21 protein-coding genes are annotated in these 22863 nt (G+C 43.7%); 9 read left to right on the top strand and 12 right to left on the bottom strand.

Annotated features, from left to right (window positions below; all coding sequences use genetic code 11):
- The first annotated feature begins 10 nt into the window (after nt 1-10).
- A complete protein-coding gene (locus AC07M6_RS03755) occupies nt 11-1135 on the top strand; it encodes an NADH-quinone oxidoreductase subunit D (protein WP_494887630.1) in 1125 nt (374 codons plus the stop codon).
- Nucleotides 1136-1287: 152 nt separating this feature from the next.
- On the opposite strand, the gene AC07M6_RS03750 is transcribed toward AC07M6_RS03755, so the two are convergent.
- The 3 genes from AC07M6_RS03750 to AC07M6_RS03740 form a co-directional block, all read right to left on the bottom strand.
- Nucleotides 1288-1719, bottom strand: a complete 432-nt coding sequence (locus AC07M6_RS03750; protein ID WP_494887577.1) for an energy transducer TonB — start codon at nt 1717-1719, stop codon at nt 1288-1290.
- Between the two features lie 81 nt (nt 1720-1800).
- Nucleotides 1801-2910, bottom strand: coding sequence for a S1C family serine protease (locus tag AC07M6_RS03745; protein WP_494887576.1), 1110 nt, complete (start codon nt 2908-2910; stop codon nt 1801-1803).
- A gap of 9 nt (nt 2911-2919) precedes the next feature.
- Complete coding sequence (locus AC07M6_RS03740) at nt 2920-3489, bottom strand: RNA polymerase sigma factor (RefSeq protein ID WP_494887575.1); 570 nt, start codon at nt 3487-3489, stop codon at nt 2920-2922.
- 195 nt (nt 3490-3684) lie between these two features.
- On the opposite strand from AC07M6_RS03740, the gene AC07M6_RS03735 reads away from it, so the two are divergent.
- The 3 genes from AC07M6_RS03735 (at nt 3685) to AC07M6_RS03725 (ending at nt 4645) form a co-directional block, all read left to right on the top strand.
- Nucleotides 3685-3960 carry a hypothetical protein gene (locus tag AC07M6_RS03735; RefSeq protein WP_494887574.1) on the top strand — a complete coding sequence of 92 codons (276 nt, stop codon included), beginning with the start codon at nt 3685-3687 and terminating at the stop codon, nt 3958-3960.
- 117 nt (nt 3961-4077) lie between these two features.
- Nucleotides 4078-4293: a hypothetical protein gene (locus AC07M6_RS03730; protein ID WP_494887573.1), complete on the top strand. Its 216-nt coding sequence runs from the start codon at nt 4078-4080 to the stop codon at nt 4291-4293.
- A 142-nt stretch (nt 4294-4435) separates the two neighbouring features.
- Nucleotides 4436-4645 carry a hypothetical protein gene (locus tag AC07M6_RS03725; protein WP_494887572.1) on the top strand — a complete coding sequence of 70 codons (210 nt, stop codon included), beginning with the start codon at nt 4436-4438 and terminating at the stop codon, nt 4643-4645.
- A gap of 68 nt (nt 4646-4713) precedes the next feature.
- Here the strand turns inward: AC07M6_RS03725 and lysA are convergent, their stop codons facing one another.
- Entirely contained in the window at nt 4714-5928 is a 1215-nt protein-coding gene (gene lysA / locus AC07M6_RS03720; protein ID WP_494887571.1) for a diaminopimelate decarboxylase, read from the bottom strand.
- A gap of 162 nt (nt 5929-6090) precedes the next feature.
- Here lysA and AC07M6_RS03715 point away from each other — a divergent pair, with 162 nt between their 5' ends.
- Nucleotides 6091-7503, top strand: coding sequence for a phosphohexomutase domain-containing protein (locus AC07M6_RS03715; protein WP_494887570.1), 1413 nt, complete (start codon nt 6091-6093; stop codon nt 7501-7503).
- Between the two features lie 674 nt (nt 7504-8177).
- Here the strand turns inward: AC07M6_RS03715 and AC07M6_RS03710 are convergent.
- The 4 genes from AC07M6_RS03710 to gpmA form a co-directional block, all read right to left on the bottom strand.
- A complete protein-coding gene (locus AC07M6_RS03710) occupies nt 8178-8951 on the bottom strand; it encodes a hypothetical protein (RefSeq protein WP_494887569.1) in 774 nt (257 codons plus the stop codon).
- 1 nt (nt 8952) lies between these two features.
- The gene (locus tag AC07M6_RS03705; RefSeq protein ID WP_494887568.1) at nt 8953-11253 is read right to left on the bottom strand and encodes a family 20 glycosylhydrolase; all 2301 of its coding nucleotides are present in this window, start codon (nt 11251-11253) and stop codon (nt 8953-8955) included.
- Nucleotides 11254-11690: 437 nt separating this feature from the next.
- Nucleotides 11691-12638, bottom strand: coding sequence for a thioredoxin-disulfide reductase (gene trxB, locus AC07M6_RS03700; RefSeq protein ID WP_494887567.1), 948 nt, complete (start codon nt 12636-12638; stop codon nt 11691-11693).
- Between the two features lie 172 nt (nt 12639-12810).
- The gene (gene gpmA, locus AC07M6_RS03695) at nt 12811-13500 is read right to left on the bottom strand and encodes a 2,3-diphosphoglycerate-dependent phosphoglycerate mutase (RefSeq protein ID WP_494887566.1); all 690 of its coding nucleotides are present in this window, start codon (nt 13498-13500) and stop codon (nt 12811-12813) included.
- A gap of 109 nt (nt 13501-13609) precedes the next feature.
- Here gpmA and AC07M6_RS03690 point away from each other — a divergent pair, with 109 nt between their 5' ends.
- Nucleotides 13610-14200 carry an acetate uptake transporter gene (locus tag AC07M6_RS03690; protein ID WP_494887565.1) on the top strand — a complete coding sequence of 197 codons (591 nt, stop codon included), beginning with the start codon at nt 13610-13612 and terminating at the stop codon, nt 14198-14200.
- 111 nt (nt 14201-14311) lie between these two features.
- Nucleotides 14312-14695 (top strand): SRPBCC domain-containing protein, encoded by a 384-nt coding sequence (locus tag AC07M6_RS03685; RefSeq protein ID WP_494887564.1) that lies wholly within the window; start codon nt 14312-14314, stop codon nt 14693-14695.
- A 162-nt stretch (nt 14696-14857) separates the two neighbouring features.
- Here AC07M6_RS03685 and AC07M6_RS03680 read toward each other — a convergent pair whose 3' ends face one another.
- The 3 genes from AC07M6_RS03680 to AC07M6_RS03670 form a co-directional block, all read right to left on the bottom strand.
- Entirely contained in the window at nt 14858-15928 is a 1071-nt protein-coding gene (locus tag AC07M6_RS03680) for a fatty acid desaturase (RefSeq protein WP_494887563.1), read from the bottom strand.
- A gap of 121 nt (nt 15929-16049) precedes the next feature.
- Nucleotides 16050-17951, bottom strand: coding sequence for a tetratricopeptide repeat-containing sensor histidine kinase (locus tag AC07M6_RS03675; protein WP_494887562.1), 1902 nt, complete (start codon nt 17949-17951; stop codon nt 16050-16052).
- Nucleotides 17952-17963: 12 nt separating this feature from the next.
- Nucleotides 17964-18545, bottom strand: coding sequence for an acyl-CoA thioesterase (locus AC07M6_RS03670; protein ID WP_494887561.1), 582 nt, complete (start codon nt 18543-18545; stop codon nt 17964-17966).
- A 146-nt stretch (nt 18546-18691) separates the two neighbouring features.
- On the opposite strand from AC07M6_RS03670, the gene AC07M6_RS03665 reads away from it, so the two are divergent.
- Both AC07M6_RS03665 and AC07M6_RS03660 read left to right on the top strand, forming a co-directional pair.
- A complete protein-coding gene (locus AC07M6_RS03665) occupies nt 18692-19375 on the top strand; it encodes a hypothetical protein (protein ID WP_494887560.1) in 684 nt (227 codons plus the stop codon).
- 86 nt (nt 19376-19461) lie between these two features.
- The gene (locus tag AC07M6_RS03660; protein WP_494887559.1) at nt 19462-21312 is read left to right on the top strand and encodes a chloride channel protein; all 1851 of its coding nucleotides are present in this window, start codon (nt 19462-19464) and stop codon (nt 21310-21312) included.
- Between the two features lie 278 nt (nt 21313-21590).
- Here the strand turns inward: AC07M6_RS03660 and AC07M6_RS03655 are convergent, their stop codons facing one another.
- Nucleotides 21591-22856: a DUF1501 domain-containing protein gene (locus tag AC07M6_RS03655; protein ID WP_494887558.1), complete on the bottom strand. Its 1266-nt coding sequence runs from the start codon at nt 22854-22856 to the stop codon at nt 21591-21593.
- Nucleotides 22857-22863: the final 7 nt, after the last annotated feature.

Genomic DNA, 22863 nt, shown 5'->3' with positions numbered 1-22863 from the left:
TACCGAGGATATGGTGCTGAATATGGGCCCGCAGCACCCATCTACCCATGGTGTTTTGCGGCTGGAGCTGATCACTGATGGCGAGATAGTTAAAGAGGTGATCCCTCATATCGGTTATCTGCACCGCTGTTTCGAGAAACACGCCGAATCGCTTACCTATCAGCAAACTATACCTTTTACCGATCGTATGGATTACCTGGCCAGCATGAATAACAGCCATGCCTGGGTAATGGGTGTAGAACGGATGCTGGGTATTGATAAAGACATCCCCAAACGGGTAGAGTATATCCGCGTATTGGTTTGCGAGATGAACCGCATTGCATCGCACCTGATAGCCATTGGTACTTATGGTATTGATATTGGCGCCTTTACTCCCTTTCTGTGGTGTTTTCGTGATCGGGAACATATTATGGGGATGCTGGAATGGGCATCAGGATCGCGTATGTTGTATAATTATATTTGGGTGGGCGGTTTGTTTTACGATCTGCCGGTTGGCTTCGAAGAACGCTGCCGGGAGTTTGTTGATTATTTTAAACCTAAAATGGTTGAGCTTAACGGCCTGCTGACCGATAATCAGGTATTTATTAACCGTACAGCTAACGTAGGCGTATTACCGCTTGATGTGGCCATTAACTATGGTTGCAGCGGCCCTATGCTGCGCGGATCGGGCCTTAAATGGGACCTGCGGCGTATTGATGGTTATTCGGTATATCCCGAACTGGAATTTGACATTCCGGTTGGCACTGGCCTGGTGGGCACTGTTGGCGATTGCTGGGACAGGTATAAAGTGCGTGTTGATGAAATTGAGCAATCGCTTAAGATTATGGAGCAATGCCTTGACCGCCTGCAAAGAGAACTAAAGCGCACTGCCGACTTTGATCCGCGTGCCAAAATGCCTAAAAAGATCATTCCAAAAGCGCAGGACTATTATATGCGGGCCGAAAGCAGTAAAGGCGAACTGGGTTTTTATTTTATTGCCGACGGACGCAGCGAAGTACCCTTCCGCGTAAAATCACGCGGGCCAAGCTTCAGTAACCTTTCTGTACTACCAGCCATGGCAAAAAATGTAATGATAGCCGATCTGATAGCTATTGTAGGTTCAATTGATTTTGTTTTGGGCGAGGTGGATAGGTAACTTAACGTAGATTTAACCACAAAGATCACGAAGATTTTTCTCAAAGAGCACCAAGAAAAAGCTGAAGCTCATTATCATAAATAAGGCTTTGTGGCCTTTGTGGATTCTCCCTCTGTGACCTTTGTGGTTAAATTGCCACCCCACTTTCCAAACTAATCCAAATGAAAATATACAGGAATAGTTAATATCATACTTATATTCTTGCCATCTTGTTTGGCTGGCGCCCAGGCGGGCATAGTTTTAATCAGGCGCAGCGCTTCGGGCTCAAATAGCTTGTTGCTGCTTTGCACAATCTTTACATCTTTAGGCAAGCCTGTTTTCCAGTCTATCAAAAAACTAACAAATACCTGCGCGGAAAGGCCCTCTTTTTTTGCATCTGGCGGGTAAATGATATGGCTTTGCAAATAATCGTACAGGGCGCCGGCGCCGCCTTTAAACTCGGGGATCTTTTGTACAAAGGTTTGTGTTTTTGCAAAATTGGCCATGCTTTCTATAAATTCTTCGCGGGCGATATCCGGGGCAGACTGCGCTTTGCTTCCCTGACACACAATAACACAAAACAATATCAAAAGGTATTTTAACATTTCGCTGATTTAATGATCAAACATAAAAAAAGAGACGCAATTTTACGTCTCTCTCTGGATCCTGATGTGTTGTTACGGTAATCAATATACTTTCACCATAAATACATAGTTCTGCAGTCTTTTAATCTGCTGAATCCGGCTCAGGCCTGCTAACGTATTTTTGTTGCCCAGGTTTAACTTACCACTTAACGAGTCTTGCGGTACATTTTGTATAGCCTTATATAAATATCCTGATTTTTTAGCGTACGATGCGCCTTCTGTTTCGGTTTGTTTGCCAGATACGATACCAATAATACTGCCTTTACTGTTAACCAGGGGGCCGCCGCTGTTGCCGGGGTTTACGGGTATGGATACACGATATTCGCTTGAATCGCTTTTATAACCATTGGCCGAACTTACGTATCCCCTGTCAAATACCGGAGAGTCGCCTTCTGAATATCCTATGGCAAAAACTTCTTCGCCTATATCGCTTTTGCCCCGTTTAAAATTATAAGGAAGCGCCGGTAAGCTCTCAAACGAGTCATCAGTAATTTTCAGGATAGCGATATCATATTGAGGCGCTGTATATACCAGCTTAGCCCTGTATGAGTCGCCATTGGCATTTTGTACATATAATGAATCAAATTTACCGCTAACCACATGGTAATTAGTAACGATATAACCATTGCTTGACAGCGCGAAACCACTGCCGCGATAGTTACCCGGACTAAGTAAATGATTTTTTGTACTTATCTGCTTTGCAATTGCATTTGTTTTACGGTTAAGCTGATCGGTTGACTGTTTAATGTTATCGATCTTTTTGCTTAGTTCCTTATATTGGGGCTGGTTTCTGTTAGAAAAATAACCAGCAAAAAACATCGTAGTCAACACAGCAAAAATAGCTACCGATGCCGCCACCGATATTTTAGAGTGATGGTTACGCCACATCTGCACAATTTTAGATGGGTGCACGGTCATCTCTTCTACCAAAGCATGTACATCTATCTCATGGTGTATCGCGTTTAGCTTATCCTCTAACTCCAAACGCTCGCGGTATTGGTTTAACAGCCCGGTAAAATGCAGGTGCTCGGCTATTTTGCTGTCAATATCAGCATTATCCTTGCGCAGTTGTTCAAAATGGGCACGCTCTTCGGTGCTCATTTCGCCTTTTAAATAGCGCTCAATTGCTTCTGTTAACTGGTAATTGCTCATTTCTTCCTTTTATTTCTGCTGAAAAAACAATTTCTTCAGCCTTTGCAGGCATTTGTATTTCTGAGTTTTGGCATTATCCGCATTGGTATAACCAAATTTCTCGCAGATCTCCTGCATAGATCTGTTATTGATATAAAAGTCCTCGATAATGGTTTTACAAGGCTCGCCCAGTAATTGCAGGGCGCCTTCCATTTTCGCAAACTGTATGTCGCGGTCGCTATGCAGGTCAACATCTTCCTCAACGGGTAAATGCTCCTGAAAATCCCTGATATCGCCTCCGTAGCGGTTCATCTGGCTTAAGCGTTTAAGCCATAAGCGCCTGCATACCGAGTAGATAAAGGTTTTCAGCTTGCTGCTCAGCTCAAAATTGCCGCCTTTAACTTTATTATAAAGAACTATGATAGCTTCCTGATAAATATCCTTGGCATCGTCCTGGGTGCCGCTATTGTTAATAACCAGTTGCAACACCATAGGAAAGTAAGCGAGATATAATCTTTTTAATACCGTTTCCGAATTATTAAGTATGCCCAATATTACTTCGCTATCGGTTGGCACACTGTTGTTCATCTCTTTACTCACTCCTTAATACTATTTGTGCGAAATTGTAACCCATAATCCATAAAAAAAAATAAATCACCTATAATATTACTATTACCGGCCTTCATTGCTGGCACACAGGGTAATAAAGATTTTAAAAATAGCTGATCATATCCTTAAAACATAATATGGGCAGAGTGGTTATATCACCTGTTATATCATCAATCAGCAATATATATGAAAAACGCATTCAAAACATTTGGCCTTGCATTAACCATCGCCATAGCTATAACGGCGTGCAACGCTGGCGGAACAGGCGGTTCGGCCGATTCCAGTAAGGTCGATTCTTCAACATCAACCAGCACAAGCACCGATACCCTCATTAAAACCGATAGCGCTGAAACAGATAGCACCAAATTAGCTACCGATACCCCCAAAGTTAAGGTAGATACCCTATCAAAAACCGTTACCAGGAAAACTGTTGTTAAAAAAACGGTAGTTAAAAAACCATAATTGTAATATTTTTAAGATTATTGATGTAATTCGTTATTTTTTTTAAAATATACGGGTTACCTTTTTATATTTGTAGGTATTAACACTAAATTTATAATCACTTTTAAAAAATTAACAATGAAAAACGCATTCAAATTTGGCTTTTTAGCTTTAGCTATCACTTTAACTGTTGCTGCTTGTAAAGGTTCTGGTTCAGGTTCTGCTGCTGATTCAGCTGCTAAAGCTGACTCTGCTGCTAAAGCTGATTCTGCTGCTAAAGCTGCTGATACAACTGCTAAAGTTGATTCAGCTAAAGTTGACTCTGCTAAAAAAGACTCAACTAAAAAAATGTAATTTTTGCTTAGCAAACAAAAAAGCTCCCGGTGTATGCCGGGAGTTTTTTTGTTTTATATCTTTTTTTTTAAAAACATGGGTTACCTTTTTTAATTCCCGGTATTAACAAGCGAAACTAATACACTTAAAAAAAGATTTTAACATGAAAAATGCATTCAAATTTGGCTTTTTAGCTTTAGCAATTACTTTAACTGTTGCTGCTTGTTCTGGTTCAGGTTCTGGTTCTGCTACAGATTCAGCTAAGAAAGATTCAGCTGCAACTGTTGATTCAGCTAAGAAAGATTCTTCTGCAACCGTTGATTCAGCTAAGAAAGATTCAGCTGCTATTAAAGACTCTACCAAGAAAATGTAATTTTCACGGTATCTAATAAAAAAGCCTCCTGATATTTATCGGGAGGCTTTTTTATTGCTCAGCTATTTTTATTCTTCCGAATAAACACTTTGTACCCTATCCCTCAGGTTATAATTAGATACCATTACCTCGCCATAAGCGCCGGCAGTGCGTACAGCAACCAAATCTCCGCGGAAGGATTCGGGCAGTAACACATCCTTACGGAAACAATCGGTGCTTTCGCAGATGGGGCCAACTACATCGTACTTAGTGATTAGAGATTGGTGATCAGAGATTAGTTCTTCTTCTGACTTTCCGACTTCCGGACTTTCCGACTTTCCGACTCCTTTACTCAAATTATCAATCTGGTGATAAGCCTGGTAAAGCATCGGGCGTATCAGCTCGGTCATTCCCGCATCCAGGATCAGGAAATTCTTTTTCAATCCATTTTTCACATACAATACCCGCGATATCAACGATGCGCATTGCGCTACCAACGCGCGCCCCAGTTCAAAGTGCACCTCTTGCCCGGGTTTTACGGTCAGGTTATCGGCAAATATTTTAAAGTACGCTTCAAAATCGGGGGTATTATTGGTATCAGGCTGGTAGTAGTCAACACCAAGCCCGCCGCCTACGTTCAGTATTTTAATTTTAAAGCCACGTTCCTCAAACCATTCGTCAAGCACATTCACTTTCAAACAAAGGTTTTTAAATACCTCCATATCGGTAATTTGCGATCCGATGTGGAAATGGATCCCCATAAACTCTAAATTGGTACAGGCATGCAAGGCATCAACCACGTTAGGTAATTGCCAGGTATCCACACCAAATTTATTTTCTTCCAGACCGGTAGTAATAAAATGATGGGTTTTAGCGTCAACATTCGGATTAATACGGATGGCTACCCGGGCGGTTTTACCTTTGGCTTTCGCCAGATCATTAATAATGGTCAACTCCTGAACCGATTCCACATTAAAGCAAAATATATCCGCGTCCAGCGCGTAATTGATCTCTTTATCAGATTTGCCTACTCCAGCAAAAACTACCTGGTTTTTATCAAAGCCGTTCTCTATTGCAGCTTTAACCTCGTTACCACTTACACTATCGGCTCCAAAACCAAATGATTGTACAGCTTCCAGCACCTTCGGGTTAAAATTGGCTTTCATGGCATAATGCACATGGAAGTTATATTTTGACGATGCCGTGCGGCAAGCCTCCAGCGTTTGTTTAAGCAAAGCCAGGTTGTAATAATAAAAAGGAGTTTCTAATTGCTGAAAGCGGCTGATCGTATCTGAATTGAACATGGTATATAAGTCTCCTGCCCCACTGCCGGGGAAGATTAAAAGGGCTGATTAATGTAATTTAAACTATTATTTATTAGTGGTGTTATTGAAAATATTTTTATCCTTGTAGTAAGCTTTTTCAAGGGGCTAAAAATAGGATTTTAAACACATATCGCTCTATAAATGATCAAAATTAAATTTGGCACAGATGGCTGGAGAGCCATTATTGCAGACGACTTTACGGTTGAGAATGTTAAGCGTGTGGCTTATGCTACCGCTTTATGGTTAAAAAAAGAGTTTACCAACCCATCTGCCGTGGTTGGTTGCGACCCGCGCTTTGCAGGCCCGCTATTTGCCGATGTTACAACGGCCGTGCTTGCTTCGCAGGGTGTAAAAGTTTTTCGTGCCGAAAATACCTTTGTATCTACCCCTATGATATCGCTGGGAACAGTACGCCACAAGGCATCGGCAGGTATTATTATTACTGCAAGCCATAATCCGCCTGCTTATAACGGCTACAAGATCAAAGCATCATACGGCGGCCCGGCTACACCTGATGATATTGAAAAAGTAGAGTCGACCATACCGGATACTTTAGACGTGCAATTGAAATCGGTTGCTGAATACCAAAAGGACGGCCTGGTTGAATTTACCAACCTGGAAGATATGTATGTGGCCCATGTAGAGAATAGCTTTGACCTGAATGCCATACGCACCTGCGGTATGAGCTGGGCTTACGATGCCATGTATGGCGCCGGCCAAAATGTAATGCGCCGCCTGTTCCCTGATATTACCTTTTTGCATTGCGAGCATAACCCGGGCTTTGACGGACAAGCGCCTGAGCCTATCCAGCGTAACCTGACCGAGTTTGAGGACATTATTAAGCTCTCGGACGGCGAGATAGCCTGCGGACTGGTTACCGATGGTGACGCTGACCGTATTGGCTTATACGACCAGGATGGCAAGTTTGTGGACTCGCACCATATCCTGCTGCTGCTGATCCATTACATGTACAAAGTTAAAAAACAAAACGGCGAGGTATACTCTACCTTTAGCTGTACCAGCAAAATCCAAAAGCTGTGCGATGCTTACGGATTGAACAATACCGTTACCAAAATTGGCTTTAAATACATTTGCGACCTGATCGTTAACTCGGGCAAACCATTTTTGGTGGGCGGCGAGGAATCGGGCGGTATTGCTGCCGCAGGCCACATCCCTGAGCGCGACGGTGTTTGGATCGGCCTGATCATTTGGGAGTTTATGGCCAAAACAGGCCGCTCGTTAAGCGACCTGGTGCAGGAAATTTATGATGTGGTAGGTTCATTCGCGGTAGAGCGTTATGACTTGCATGTAACCGAAGAGTTAAAACAAAGCATCATAGCTAACAGCAAAGCAGACAAATACCCTTCATTTGGCGATTATAAGGTTGTGCGCAAGGAAGACCTTGACGGCTTTAAATTCTTTTTTGAAGATGGCACCTGGGTAATGATCCGCCCATCGGGTACCGAGCCCGTATTACGCGTTTACGCCGAAGCTGCCGATTCAGCCGCATCGTTTAAAATACTGGATGCAACTAAGGCTACCCTGTTGGGATAGCTTTTTGATTTCGGATTTCGGAATTTCGAATTCGGAATTTTAGGATAATGGAGAGGCCCGCATTAGCGGGCTTTTCTGTTTCAAACGAGTCCCCGCAGGGTCTCTCGGAGATTTAAGTTAACCCATAAAACCAAAACCTATTATTTAAGCTAAAGGGGCATCGCCCCGGTTCATATTTTAGCAACTGATTTCAATCCGTTGATTAATGGAATAGTTTATAGGAGAGCCGTAGGTTCGGGCCATATCATTATCGTTTCTATATTCGACAGAATATTTGCCGTTCCCATGGAACTCCTGTTGGTTTTATACATTAATCAACGGGTTAAAACCCGTTGCTACAAGATATTGCGTCCGCTATGCGGACTTGCTAACAGTATTTATAGCAAATTTTGTGGGTTAACTTAAACTCGGAGAGGACCCTAAGCTATTATGCAGAGCAACAATGCGTATACTTTTCAAGCGTACTCAGGGTCTTTTCCGAGAGACCTTGCGGGATACAAAATCATGTCATTGCGAGGAGCGGCCAAACCTTTGAAGTGGGGCGACGCAGCAATCTCGTAGTTCGCCCTGCTTGCGACGAGATTGCCACGCTATCGCTCGCAATGACATGATTTTTTTACCGCGAGTTATGCTACGCTAAACTCGCGGGAGCAAAACAGCAAAGCCAAATCAATCTACCCCCTATGCCTTCTCTTCTTTTTCTTAGGTGTTTCTTTTTTCTTTTTGGTCGATTTTTTTTCAGACACCGTGCTTTTTTTCACTTCCGCTTTCTTTTCAGCAGGTTTATCGGCAACCGGTTCTTTAACATCTTTTGTTTTCAGCGTATCGGCGCTCAGGTCTTTTACGGTTAAGCTATTACTTCGCAGGTTATACTGCAATATGCGTTTCTGCCCGGTTGGTTTAGCTGTAGATGAATTGCCATCGAATATCGGGAACTCGCGGATCAGCTTGCCGTCTTTCATATAAAAGTTATCATCGCCACGATACCCTTTCTTTTGTGTGCTGGTTAGCTTGGGGAAATCCAGCTTATTAGCCTTTTCGTTAAACTCGTAAGCGTAAATGGTAGTATAATCAATCGTATCCTTTGCTTTGGCTTGTATCAACAGTTCGGGGTTACCGTCGATATCCATATCCGAGTTAAATACGCCGGTAATAGCGCCCTCCAAATCTCCGGTGGTAGTGGTAAAACGTTTGTTTATGGTATCCGACCGTAAGATCAGTAACGCCCCCTGACTGGTGCTGCCCCTGCCCCAGCTCATAATATCAAAATCCTGCCCCGGCGATACTTCTATCATTTTATGATATCTGAATGGCTGCATCACTGCCGGCGCTGCCGGCTTAGTATCCGAAAAATTCTTTTTAGGCTGCTCCTGTGTACAGGCACATAGCGCCATGCCCATGCCTGCCAGTAAAAAATTGCGTACTTGTAATATTTTACTCATCATCATTTTAGTTATAGATCGATTCGGCCGAGAGTTCGCCTTTGGGCCTGCCCGGTATTACCATATAAACATGCAGGGTATTGGTGTTTGATGTGCCGTTGTCAAAATACCTCAGTGTAAATTTATGATATCCTTTTTGCAGCAAAACCTCTCCTCCATCATGGTATAATCCGTGTTTGGCATCGTTCAGCACAACAGTCTGATCGTCAATCTGTATATTGGCGCCATCTTCCTGCCGTGTGGCAAACACATATTTTCCATCAGTATCAATACGGATATAGCCGCTAAATATTACCCCAAAAGGTTTATTCTTTCTAAAAGACGTTGTGCTGAAGGTCTTCGTTACGCCCGAATCAATTACAGGCGCCGCATCTAACTGACTGGCATCGGTAAAAGCGCCTTCAACTACCTTATATTTTACGCCTGGGGTAATGCCATCAAAAGCAACCGGTGCCAGTGGCGGCCTGTTGGTAACCATAGCATGCGATATTAAACCGCGGTGGCCGGCTGGCGTAATAACAATAGTCTTCAGTTCGCGATACTGACCGTCGGGTATATTAAGTGTAAAGGGGTGCTCGTAAAGCAAGGTTGTTTCGCCCGGCTTAAACCCATCAATGGTATAGTATATTTTAGCGCCATCTACCGGCGGCTTCAGGTCGACATTTAACTGTGTACCTATACTGATGGTATCAATAGCGCCAATTGCTTTGGGCAGGCGGTAATTAAACCCATTTTTATCCAGCCAGGCCAGGTGTCGGGGAAGGCGCGCTTCAAAATCAGCGATATTTTTATTGGCCAGCGGCGTCCATGCCGTTTCTGATAAGGCGAATAACCGCGGTAGTAACATGTATTCTACCTTTTCTTCGGTGGCGATATACTCCGTCCATAAATTGGCCTGCACACCTAAAACATACTTCTGCTGATCGGCATTTAAAGCCGCAGGTATGGGGTTGTAGCTATAAACTTTTTGATAGGTAGAGTTGCCGCCAATGCTTAAAGGTTCGCGGCTGACAACGCCCTGCTGATGGTCAAAATACAGGCCACCGCTGCCCGGGGTCATAATTACATCGTGGCCTTGTTTGGCTGCAGCAATACCGCCCGCCTCGCCCCGCCAGCTCATTACTGTTGCGTTTGGCGCTAAGCCGCCCTCCAGGATCTCGTCCCAGCCGATGATGCTGCGGCCCTTCGCGTTCACAAATTTTTCCATTCGTTGGATAAAGTAGCTTTGCAGGCCATGCTCATCTTTTAGTTTCAACCGTTTGATCAGTTTTTGGCAAAACTCCGACTTCTTCCATTGTTCTTTAGGAACCTCGTCGCCACCGATGTGGATATACTTGCTTGGGAAAAGGTCGATCACCTCGGTCAGTACATCCTGCATAAAATTGAAGGTGTATTCCGTTGGACAAAAAACATCGTAGATCACGCCCCACTTCTCGCCCACCTTATAGGTTTTTGATGGATCGCAGCTTAACTCGGGGTAAGCAGCAATAGCTGCCAGCGCGTGGCCGGGCATTTCAATTTCGGGGACGATGTTGACATAACGCGCTTCGGCATATTTCACAACATCTTTAATTTCTTCCTGTGTATAATAGCCGCCATGCGGGATGCCATCAAACTGCTGGTTACGGTCAACATAACGCCCAAGCAGGGTTTGCGCGCGCTGACTGCCAATTTGAGTCAGTCGCGGATATTTTTTGATCTCGATACGCCAGCCCTGATCATCAGTTAAATGCCAGTGGAAGGTATTTAGTTTGTAAGCTGCCAGCAGATCGATATATTTCTTCACAAACTCTACCCCAAAAAAGTGACGGCAAACATCCAAATGCATGCCACGGTAGCCAAAGCGCGGATAATCTTCAATTTGTACGCAAGGCAATTTTACGGTAGCGCCATGCGCTAACGGCAGAAGCTGAATCAGGGTTTGTATCCCATAAAATAAACCCGAACCCTTACCGGCAATAGTGATCTGTTGCGGCGTAATATTTAAACGATAGCCTTCGGCAGGCAGGTTATCGGTACCAGCGGCAGTAAGTATAATGGTATTGTTGCCATTATTCCCGGTATTGGGCTTTAACTGATTCCGCAACGCGTATTTATTTTGCAGGTAACTGACTAAAAACTGAACGGCTTTATTATCTGTGCTATCGGCAAACAGGATGGTTTCCTGACTCAGCACAAATTCGCCGGGAATTTTTTTAACGGATACAGGGGCCGGGATGATCCCCAGGTTAGTACCGGGCGATTGGGCTTTAACCATACTTAAACTGAACAGGCATACCAGCGTAAACAGCGCGTACTTTTTATACATAGAAATATCAATAGTATTAAAACTGAAATGGTGAAGTTAGCAGATTTTTAAAATTTATACGATTTATGGTATGTAAAAAATCAATAACATAAAATTGGCATCACTTCATATTATTCCTGCCCTCTTTCCGCCGCAGGCGAAGAGAGGGCAGACGGGCGAAGCCTCGTCGGGTGAGTCACGGCGTATGCAGAGCGGTAATGCAAAGCCGGCGAGTTTACTCACCCGCCCATCGCTTCGCTGGGGCACCCTCTCTTCGCCTGCGGCGGAAAGAGGGGAAACTTAAGCTTGTTTGAAGTATCATTGGGAGGCCTACGCACGGTGCGTGACAAACCCTTTAGAACATGTGCTGAAAACAAAAAACAGCGCACCAAAATGGTGCGCTGTTCTATATCTTCCGGACTTCCGGTCTTTTCTGACTTTCGGACTAAATTATGCTATTACTCGTGTTCTTTAGCGGCCAGGTAACGTTCGGCATCAATGGCGGCCATACAGCCGGTACCGGCGGCGGTAACTGCCTGGCGGTAAACGTGGTCCTGGGCATCGCCACAGCAAAATACGCCTTCAATATTGGTGTAGGTAGTGCCGGGTTTGGTTTTGATATAACCGGTTTCGTCCATATCCAGCCAGCCTTTAAAAATGTCGGTATTAGGATGGTGACCAATGGCCACAAAAAAGCCGCTTACATCAACTGTTTTTTCTTCATTGGTTTTGTTATTATGCACCTTTACCCCGGTAACATTCAAGCCATCGCCTATGATTTCTTTGGTTTCGGTGTTGTATAGTATCTCGATATTGTGGGTATTCAATACGCGGTGCATCATGGCTTTTGATGCGCGGAATTCGTCGCGCCTAACCAGCATATACACTTTTTTACAAAGCTTGGCTAAATAGGTAGCTTCCTCGGCAGCGGTATCCCCTGCCCCTACAATGGCTACATCCTGTCCGCGGAAAAAGAAACCATCGCACACGGCGCAGGCAGAAACACCGAAGCCGTTATATTTCTGTTCAGATTCCAGCCCCAGCCATTTAGCTGATGCGCCGGTAGATATGATCACAGTATCGGCCAGGATGGTTTTGGTTTCATCAACCACCACTTTATGCGGCAGGCTGCTGAAATCAACTGAAGTAATATACCCAAAACGGATATCAGTACCCAAACGCTCGGCCTGACGGCGAAAGTTTTCCATCATTTCGGGGCCTTGTATGCCATCCGGGTAACCGGGATAATTTTCTACCTCGGTGGTTTGGGTAAGCTGGCCGCCGGCTAATATACCGGTATAAAGTACAGGCTTCAGATCAGCGCGCGAAGCATATATAGCAGCCGTATAACCGGCAGGACCCGACCCGATGATCAGGCATTTTACGTGTTCAGTTTCTTGAGACATGATAATTAAATAGTGGGCGAATTTAAGATTTATTGTGTTGCGGGGCAATAGCTAAAGGTCAGGGCATTGCAATTAGACATACAACCCTAAAGCCCCAAACCGATAGCCGTACTTTGTACCGTTGAGTTAACAATAAATCGGGAAGGAAATTACTGGAATTCAAGAAGGTTCTTCATTCCAGGTAATAATGTTTAATGGTGTTTAATCCATCGTCCAGTTCATACACCCATGGTACAGCGGTAGGTATTTCCAGTTGGGTAACATCCTCGTCGGATAAATTATCCATGTATTTGATCAATGCCCGAAGGCTGTTACCGTGCGCGCAGATAATTACTTTTTGATTTTGACGGATAACCGGCACGATGATCTCATTCCAGAAAGGCAATACCCTGTCCATCGTTTCGCTCAGGTTTTCGGTCAGGGGGATTTCGCGGTCGGTCAGGTCCTTATAACGCAGGTCGTGGCCCGGATAACGGTCGTCCTCTTTCGTAATCGCCGGTGGGTGTTCATTCGGGTCGCGCCGCCACTTTTGTACCTGGTCAAATCCGTATTGGGCAACCGCTTCATCCTTGTTTTTTCCCTGCAAGGCACCGTAAAAGCGCTCATTCAACCGCCACGATTTTTGTACGGGGATCCACAGGTGATCCAGCTCTTCCAATATAAAATGCAGGGTTTTGATAGATCTTTTCAATACGGAAGTAAAGCCGGCATCAAAATTATAATCATACTTTTTAAGCACTTCCCCCGCCTTTTTTGCCTGCAGGTAACCCTCTTCACTCAGGTCAACGTCGGTCCAGCCGGTAAAGCGGTTCTCCTGGTTCCAAACACTTTCGCCATGACGTATCAACACTACTTTTTGCATATGCTATCATTAACGGCAAACACCGCTGCCTGTTTGTAAAAATACTTGATAATTATTAGTAAATAAATTAGATTGCCTCTTCAATCCACTTAAAAACCTAAAATAAATTATGATCCCTACAACACCTGTACCCGTATCGGACGGCATTGCAAATCCGGCACCATTAGGACTGTGCGCTTTCGGCATGACCACCGTTTTACTCAACCTGCATAATGCAGGCATGTTCGAAATGAATTCCATGATATTAGGCATGGGCATTTTTTATGGTGGCCTGGCCCAGGTAATTGCCGGCGTTATCGAGGCTAAAAAAAATAACACATTCGGGCTTACCGCTTTTACCTCTTACGGTTTCTTTTGGCTATCGTTAGTTGGCCTTATTGTGATGCCTAAACTGGGTTGGGTTGCTGCAACGCCGGCAAATGCCATGGCCGCTTATTTAGGTGTTTGGGGAGTGTTTACCTTCCTGCTTTTCTTTGGCACCCTAAAACTTAACCGCGCGCTGCAATTTGTATTTGCATCGTTAACGCTGTTGTTTGCCTTATTAACCATCGTTAAAATTACCGGCAGCGAAGAACTGGAGCATATTGCAGGTTACGAAGGTATCATTTGCGGTGCATCGGCTATTTATACCGGTATTGCCAACGTATTAAATGAAGTTTATGGCCGCACGGTATTACCCATTGGGCCGGTAGCTAAATAACCACCTATAATCCTCCCTCCGAAGGAGAGGATTTTAAATCTGCACCTCCTCCAGGTCCTCCTTTCGGGAGAGATTTAGAGGAGGTGGATTTTTTTCCGTTACTTTACCGCTGTGAAAGATTACAAAAAATACTACCTGCTACCTGCAACGCCCGAGGAGATCTATACCGCGCTGACCAATCCTTTTACGATTGAGTTATGGACAGGCGAGCCGGCCGTAATGTCGACCGAACCGGGGACTGAATTTTCCATGTGGGATGGCAGCATATCCGGTAAGAATATAGAATTTATACCCGATACCAGGTTAGTACAGCAATGGTATTTTGACGGGCAGGACGAGCCATCCATCGTTACCATTAAACTGCATCCCGATAAACATGGCACATCTGCCGAGCTAAGGCATACCAATATCCCCGATGAAGCTTTTGCCGATATCAGCAGCGGCTGGGATGAAGCCTATTTTGGTGCGCTGGAAGAGTTTTTTGAGGGAATTTAATAATTATAGTCATGCTGAACTTGTTTCAGCACTTCATTTGCAAGGCGGTTTTACAGTTTACTACCTACCGCATGGGGTGCCGAAACAAGTTCGGCATGACTTAATATAAAACAGGAAAAGGCGCCCGATAGAGCGCCTTTTCCTGTTTTATATTAAAATATCTTAAGCTGTTACCGGTTCTTTAACCAATACCGGCACAACAGCAGCAACAGGCGCAACGGCAACCCGGAAATGTTCGGCGTAGAAACGTTTTTTACAATCGTGATACTCGCTTACGGCGCCTAAAAAATTCATGGTTTTAATGTAATACCAGGCCAGGTCAACCTGGTGCGGTTTAAAGCCGGAACGCGCGCTTTTAGGATACAAGTGGTGATTATTGTGCCATTCGCCGGCTACAATGCCCGGCCAAATTTGGTTTACCGACATATCGTCGCGGTTATAATCAACCCCTTCGCGCCTTTTGTCGTCGCCTTTGCCATGGCCTTCGTAATTAAAGGTACGCACGCCAACAGCCCAAACGCCGGCGGCGCCAAACAAAGTACAGGCCAAAGCATGGCCGCCAATTAAATAGAACGCTAAATACCAGAAAGACCAGCTTAACAATACCGACATTAACGTACGCAATGGGTTAGCCAGGGTACCATATTTCTGGTATTGCGCATAGGTGTTTACGTTTACACCGGTATGCTTCATTAGTTTTACACAACGGCCATAATCTTTAGCGTCCATATTGCGCGCTATAGGCTGGTGGTTTACATCGGCCAGGAAGCAATAAAGAAAGCCTGCCGAAGCGTTATAAGGATCGCCCGCCTGATCTGACTTGGCATGGTGCACATGGTGCGATATCACATAAATTTCTTCGGGGATGATCTTAATAGTTAAGTTTTGTGTAAAAAACCGCCAGAAGTTATTACGGAATTTATATGCCCGGTGCGTGCAATAACGGTGGTGCCAAATGGTACCATGCGTACCTAATATAACCATGCTATATACAAAAGCCGCTATAAACAATTTGATACTAAAAAAATTGAATATGAACAGGAACAGGCATGGCGCGAGTATCAGCACCATGGTCCAGCTCATAAAAGACAGCCAGTTTTTTTTATCACGAAAAACATTAAGCCTTGAGAAAAATTCGGAAATAATTTGTTTCGGGGTGGGTTTAACTAAATTACCGGTATTATCCTTCCATCCATAAGAAGGCTCCTTCAGCACTACATCTAAAAATGTCATTAATACGTTGAATTAGGGTTTGTAATCAATGTTGGGGGATTGTAAATTAGTACAAGGTACCTATTATTAGCTTTGGGTGTACACTTTTCTGAAAAATAAAATGTCAACTAAACAGATTTGTTTAGTGGCCCGGGACAAATAGAGGAAGTGTAAAGAAGAATTTGCAGCCCTCGCCGGCCGCGGTATCAACCCATAAAGTGCCTTTATTCAGCTCAATTAATTCTTTACAAAGCAGCAGGCCCAGGCCTGTACCCTTCTCGCCCGAGGTTCCGGTTTGCGAAAAGTGAAGCTTATGATCAAACAACCGCTCGGTTTGTTCGGGTGTCATCCCTACGCCGTTGTCTTCAACGCAAACCTGCATTTGGCTATCTTTAATAACTGATGTCAGGGTAATCCGGCCATCATTATTTGTAAATTTAATGGCATTGCTGATCAGGTTACGCATAATTACTTTTATGTGATTGGCATCGGCCCAAACATCTGCCTGCGATAAGCAATTATTAATTAACGAGATATTTTTCTGTTGCAGCTGGTGTGCAAATGTTTCCTTCATCTCATCGGCAATTAAACACACATCAACATTTGATGCCCTTACGTTTTGACCGTGCATCTGGCTATCAGCAAAATCCGTCAGGTTGGTTAAGGTTAATTCGGCCCCTTTAATAACCGGCGTTAAATCATGCATCAGTTTGGTTACTTCCTCGGGGGTAATATAATCTACAGCAAACAGGTCGGCAATGCTAATCAGGCTGGCTATCGGTGTACGCAGATCGTGCCCTATAATAGCCAGCAATTTATCCTTTAGCTTGTTCACTTCTTCCAGGTTGGTGCGCTGTATCTCTATTAGTTTTTTCTGATCAAGTAATACCTGGTGCTGTGCCTGCAGCTTATTATTCATCTTGTTTTTTTCCTTGTAATAAACGTATATCACAATTAAAAACGTAACAGCCGTAATTAACGAAACTACCAGTAAAATAATAGTCCGGTTTTGGGTTTTTATCAGCACTTCGTTAGCGCTGTTATTATTGTTGATCTGTTCAATACGGTTAAGCTTAGTATTCAGATCGGCATAGTCCTGTATCAGTTGCAGCGTTTTTGAATCATGAAAATCACTGATGCTTTCGTGAAGTTTGATGGCTTTAGACTGTGATACCAAAGCTTGTTTTAAATTGCCCTGCCTTTGATAAATATCGGTTAATACGTTTAATGCCCGCAACTTTAATTCGGATGAACCAATGGTATCGGCCAGTAAATAACCATCGTTTGCATAAGCGGCTGCTTTTACCAGGTCTTTTTTTAATATAGCTAATCTTGATCGGTCTATTAACAATACGGTACGCAGTCGCTTGTTCTTAATTTTCAGGCTTACCTGGTAACAGGTGTCTAATGCGCGTTCGGCTAAGTCTAACTTGTTTGTACTGATATATATTTGGCCCAGCCGGTTATACAATATACCTATTAAACCAGGGTTATTGGCCATCCGGCTATATTTAAACGCAAATTTAATGTGCATCAGCCCGTTTTCGTAATCGTTGGTAGCATTAAACAACGAGGTTAATTCGGTAAATATCTCGGCCTTACGCGGAATATTTTTGCCGGCTAATTTTATACTTGATTTAAAGTAATGCAAACCCAGTTTATAATCTTTTAAATCAACATAATTGCGTGCTATATTTCTATAGCAATCGCTCAGTGCGCTACTGTCGCCTTTTAAATACGGCACGGCCAGCACCAGATAAAACTGGCTGACCGACAGGCACGACTGCACCCAATAAGTAACGCCAATGGCATTAAAGCTTTGGCCAATACCGCGTTTATAATTGATCTTTTTTGATAGGACTAATGTTTGTTCGGCTATATCACGTGCCGAATCCGGGTTTTTTAGCGTAAGCAGGCGGGCTTGTTTAATAAGCGCGTCTATTTTATGAATAGTGGCTTTATCCGGAATGCTATCTGTTTTTGCGGCCGGATAAGTTGCCTCACAAAATAACATCAGTAAAATTGTCCCTAACCAAATTCTCATTAATGATAGTTTTTACTGATGTTTCTCAAAGTCTATTACGCAACGTTCGTCTGTAAGGTTCTGTTTACATTGATCCAAATCCAAATCGGCCTTAACTTTCAGGGTATTGGCGGCATAATTTTGTTTTTCCAGTTTGCGGCGCCGCGCTTCTTCAAACCTGCGCACCTGTTCCTGGTTTTCCAAAATTAAGCCCGGCACCTCTACAGGTTCGTTGTGCTCATTTTTAGCAACCATGGTAAAATAACTGGTATTAGTGTGTTTAACCACATTGGTCTTTACGTTTTCGGATATTACCCTGATACCCACTACCAGCGATGTTTTGCCTACATAGTTAATGGATGCCATTAAAGAAACCAATTCCCCTACTTCTACCGGGGCCAAAAAGTTAACGGTATCAATAGACGCGGTTACACAGTAGTTGCCGGCATGCTTTGCCGCGCACACATAAGCTACCTTATCCATTAATGATAGTAATATACCGCCATGTATTTTACCGCCGAAGTTAGCGTACGATGGGATCATCAACTCGGTAATCACCGTCCGTGAAAATTGAACAGGTTTATAAAGTTGAGGGCGGTCAGTTAAGGGAGGCATGATCAACAGTATTAATAGTCTACAAGTTTAAACAACAAAACGGGTATTTCATCCATGCAACATAACATTTTATTTTAGCAGGATTATTAAACCGACCTTAAAAATTTGAGTCCAACCTGCTATATTGCCTAAAATCTGTATATCCTGTGAAACTTAATTTTATCACCATCTGCCTTTTGTTGCTATGTACGGGATCTTTTGCACAGGAAACCATAGAGCGGTCGCAAAAATTAATAAAAAAGATCACCGAAGTTTATCATGTATTGCAAAGCGACCCTAACATTAAACATGGCTTATACCAGGCACGGCACGATAAAAAAATAGCTTTGGCCAGTGGCCTTTACGCTCATAATAAAAGAGTAGGTGTATGGCATTTTTTTGATTACGCCGGCAATCTTCTCCAGAATTATAACTACGACCAAAACCTACTTACCTATGAAGCCCCTGACGATAGCGGATCGCGGTTTAAATATCTTTTTGATAAAAAAGTAATCAGTACCGATGTGCTTACCAAGCCGGTTAAAATTGGCGGCCGTTTTTTTGGTTATATCAATTATATGAAGGTATTTAAAAAACCGGCCGATGCGGATTATGAAGATTTAGACCGTGCAAACATAACTATTGAATTACTGATAAGCCCGGGCGGGCACCTGGCTGCTTATACCATACATGTGCGAAACTACAATTACAATAACGATTTAAGCGTAAACATAGACCTGCTGAGCGAAGAAGATAAAACATTTATACCCGCAACCTTAAATAACGAACCGGTATCGGCCCGTATTGTTATACCCTGCCAGTTAGATAGAAATTTCGAGCTGATGTTCTAAACCGTCGCTTAACGGGATCGCAAAACTTTAACTATTACATTCTATCTCGTTATTTTTTTTAATTTTAGCGAAAACTGCAAGCGGTATTGAGAGACTATAGAAAAATAAAGCGGTTCCATAATTTCTTTAAATTCAAAAGGGATTTTAAAACTAATAGTATACGCAAAGTAAACAGCTACCAAATTGTGCTGTTTTGGCTGCGTAACTATCTTAACCGCACACAATTCCTCATCTTATCGGGTATATTAGTGGGCATTACGTCGGGCTTTGCCGGGGTGATCCTAAAACTGCTGGTGCATTATATTCATTATCTTATCACAGCCAAATTCAGGTTCGAGCAGCAGGTGATCTTTTATATCGTATTCCCGCTTTTAGGTATAACTTTAGCTACAGTGCTGGCCATACTATTATTTAAAAAGGGGAACGACCGCAAAGGCATTCCGGGTATACTGTATGATATCGCCCAAAACTCCAGTATGGTGGCGCCGGTGAAAATGTATTCACAAATTGTGCAAAGCGCAATAACAGTCGGTTTCGGTGGTTCAGCCGGTTTAGAAAGCCCAATCGCGGTAACCGGATCAGCTATTGGCGCTAACTTTGCTAAAACTTATCAGTTAGATTATAAAGACCGAACCCTGTTATTAGCAGCAGGTGCCACGGCAGGTATCGCTTCGGCATTTAACGCCCCTATAGCAGGTATGATGTTTGCCTTTGAAATTTTGCTGACCGGTGTAGTTTTCACCGATTTTATTCCTTTGGTGGTGGCAGCCGTATGCGGCAGCCTGGTTTCGCGCATCGTTTTAAACGAGGAGGTGCTGTTTCAATTCCAATCGCGCCACGCGTTTAATTATAAAAACATCCCTTACTATATTCTGCTTGGTATTGCAGCCGGCTTGTACGCCCGTTATTATGTATTGATATCGCACTGGATAGAGCATCGCTTTAAGATTTTAAGGGTTACGCGTTTTCAAAAGGCGATAATCGGCGGTATAATGCTTTCCCTGCTTTGCGTATTGTTCCCACCGCTTTTTGGCGAAGGTTATCAAACCATTAAAGATCTGGCAAACGGGCATATTAAAGATATTATCCAGATCAGTTTTCTTAAATACTTTGACTATCATTCCTGGTTCATCCTGTTATTTCTTGGCCTGATTTGCCTGCTGAAAGTATTTGCCACATCTATAACCCTTTGCAGCGGCGGTACGGGAGGTAACTTTGCCCCTTCGTTATTTGCGGGTGGTGCTTTAGGCTATTTTATAGCCGTGGTTTGCACACAATTAGGTATCCCGCATGTGCCCACAACCAATATGGTATTGGTTGGAATGGGCGGCGTAATGGCGGGCGTAATGTATGCCCCGTTAACTGCTATATTTTTAATTGCCGAATCCAGTTCGGGGTACGATCTGTTTATCCCATTAATGATCGTATCGGTTATGGCATACCTGATCGCTAAAAAGTTTTCGCCCATATCATTAGACCTGAAAAATCTGGTTGAAGATGGTGAAATATTTACCCGCGAGCACGACCGCAACTTATTATCCAGGTTGGAAACAACCGATCTGATTGATAAAGATGTACAAGTGATCGGCATCAACGCGTCGTTTAACGAGCTGATAGATTTAGTGCGGGTTGGCAAACGAAATTTTATAGCTGTAATTAACAACGAAATGTACCTGGAAGGGATTATCCGGCTGGAAGATATCAGGCCGGTTATGTTTAACCGGGAATTATATGAAACACTTGAGGTTAAAAATGTTATGGTGGCCCCGCCCAAACTCATCGATATTAACGATGATATACCCACCATAATTAAAAAGTTTGACGAAACCGCTACCTGGAACCTGCCTGTGGTTCATGAAAACCGTTTTGTTGGTTTTATATCAAAATCGGGCATATTGAACCGGTACCGGCTATTACTAAAGGAATATTCAGCTTAACCGATGCGCCTGCTTTGGACGTTTAATATCTTATCCTAAAAAAACAATTTGTCAGTCTGAGTGAAACGAAGAATCTACCACCAATGCATTACCGCTCTGCTTACGTTAGATTCTTCACTACGTTCAGAATGACAAATTATTAATACGTGGGTAACTTGTTTCAGCATCCATCATACAGGTAACTATGCAAATGGGGTATCGAAACAAGTTCGGCATGACTTTATAAAACAAAAGCAGCCCCCGGGAATCCCGGGGGCTGCTTACTTTTATAAGTAGATTTAGGTTCTCATTACGCCTATTTTTTTGCCGTCCCAATCGGGGAATAAAACCCGATCATTGTTGATCCTTAAATGCTTGTCGGCTACTTCACTAAACACGCTGCGGAAGTCGGTAGTCACCGCTAAATCGCGGCCATCTTCCAGGTTATTAACCGATAGTGGTTTGATATCGCCATGCACTATACCGCCGTTAACATCATTACCTAAAATGAAGTTACATGATGCGCGGCCGTGGTCGGTACCGCCGGTTCCGTTCTGGTGAACGGTGCGGCCAAATTCGGTCATGGTCATTAAGGTAACATCATCCTGGTAGGCTTCAATATCATTCCAAAAAGCAACAATGCAATTACTCAGGTCGTTTACATTACGGGCAAATATGCCGTTATCGCTGCCCTGGTTAAAGTGGGTATCCCAGCCACCCGATTCGGTAAAGGCCACTTCCAGCCCTACATCCATTTTAATCAATTGCGCTATTTGTTTCAGCGAGTTTCCTAAAGCAGTGTTTGGATAAACAGCTTTTGGAGATGGCGTATAATTCTTCACATCATTTTTTTGCAGCATTTTAACCGCATCAAAGCTTTCCTTGCCGGTTTCTTTTAACAGGCTTGATGTGGCTTGTCCGTAAAGGTCTTCAAAACTTTTAGCGGCCATGTTAGCCCCGCTCTGGTTACCGCGCATTTGTATGGCAAAATCCTGCAGGTTGCTGATGGCTACCGACGGGTTATCGCCATAGAACGACCGTGGCAGCGACGAGGTTAAGCTAACCGCACGGAATGGTGTAGCGGCATCGTGGCCCAACAGGCCTACCGCCCTGTTCAACCAGCCGCTGGCAGTACCTTTATTAAAGGGTGTACCGGCTTCCATATAGTCCTGCGCGTCAAAATGCGAGCGGGTATTGTTTGGCGAACCGATACCGTGCACTATGCCTAAACGTTTCTCCCTGAATAAAGGCTCAAAAGCACTCATAGACGGGTGTAAACCAAAACGGCCATCCAAATCAATTAATGATTTTTGCGGACCGGCTTTGGCTGCCGATAAAAACAAGGTTGGCCTGGCGGCTTTCAGGTTTTCGTCAGTAAATGGCGTTACAGCCATTAATCCATCCATGGCCCCGCGCTGGAAAATGCACACCATGATCTTTTTCTTTCTGCCAATTAGCTTATTGCTGGCGGCTGCTTCGGCTAAAAAGGCCGGTATGCCCCCCATCAGGCCTACGCCCAACAAGGCCAGCCCTCCTGATTTGATAAAACCTCTTCTTGATACCATGATCTTA

The organism is Mucilaginibacter sp. GW821-FHT07H05 (assembly GCF_059418485.1).
Note: the sequence above shows the minus strand (reverse complement) of the source record. Positions and strands in the feature narration are given on the sequence as shown.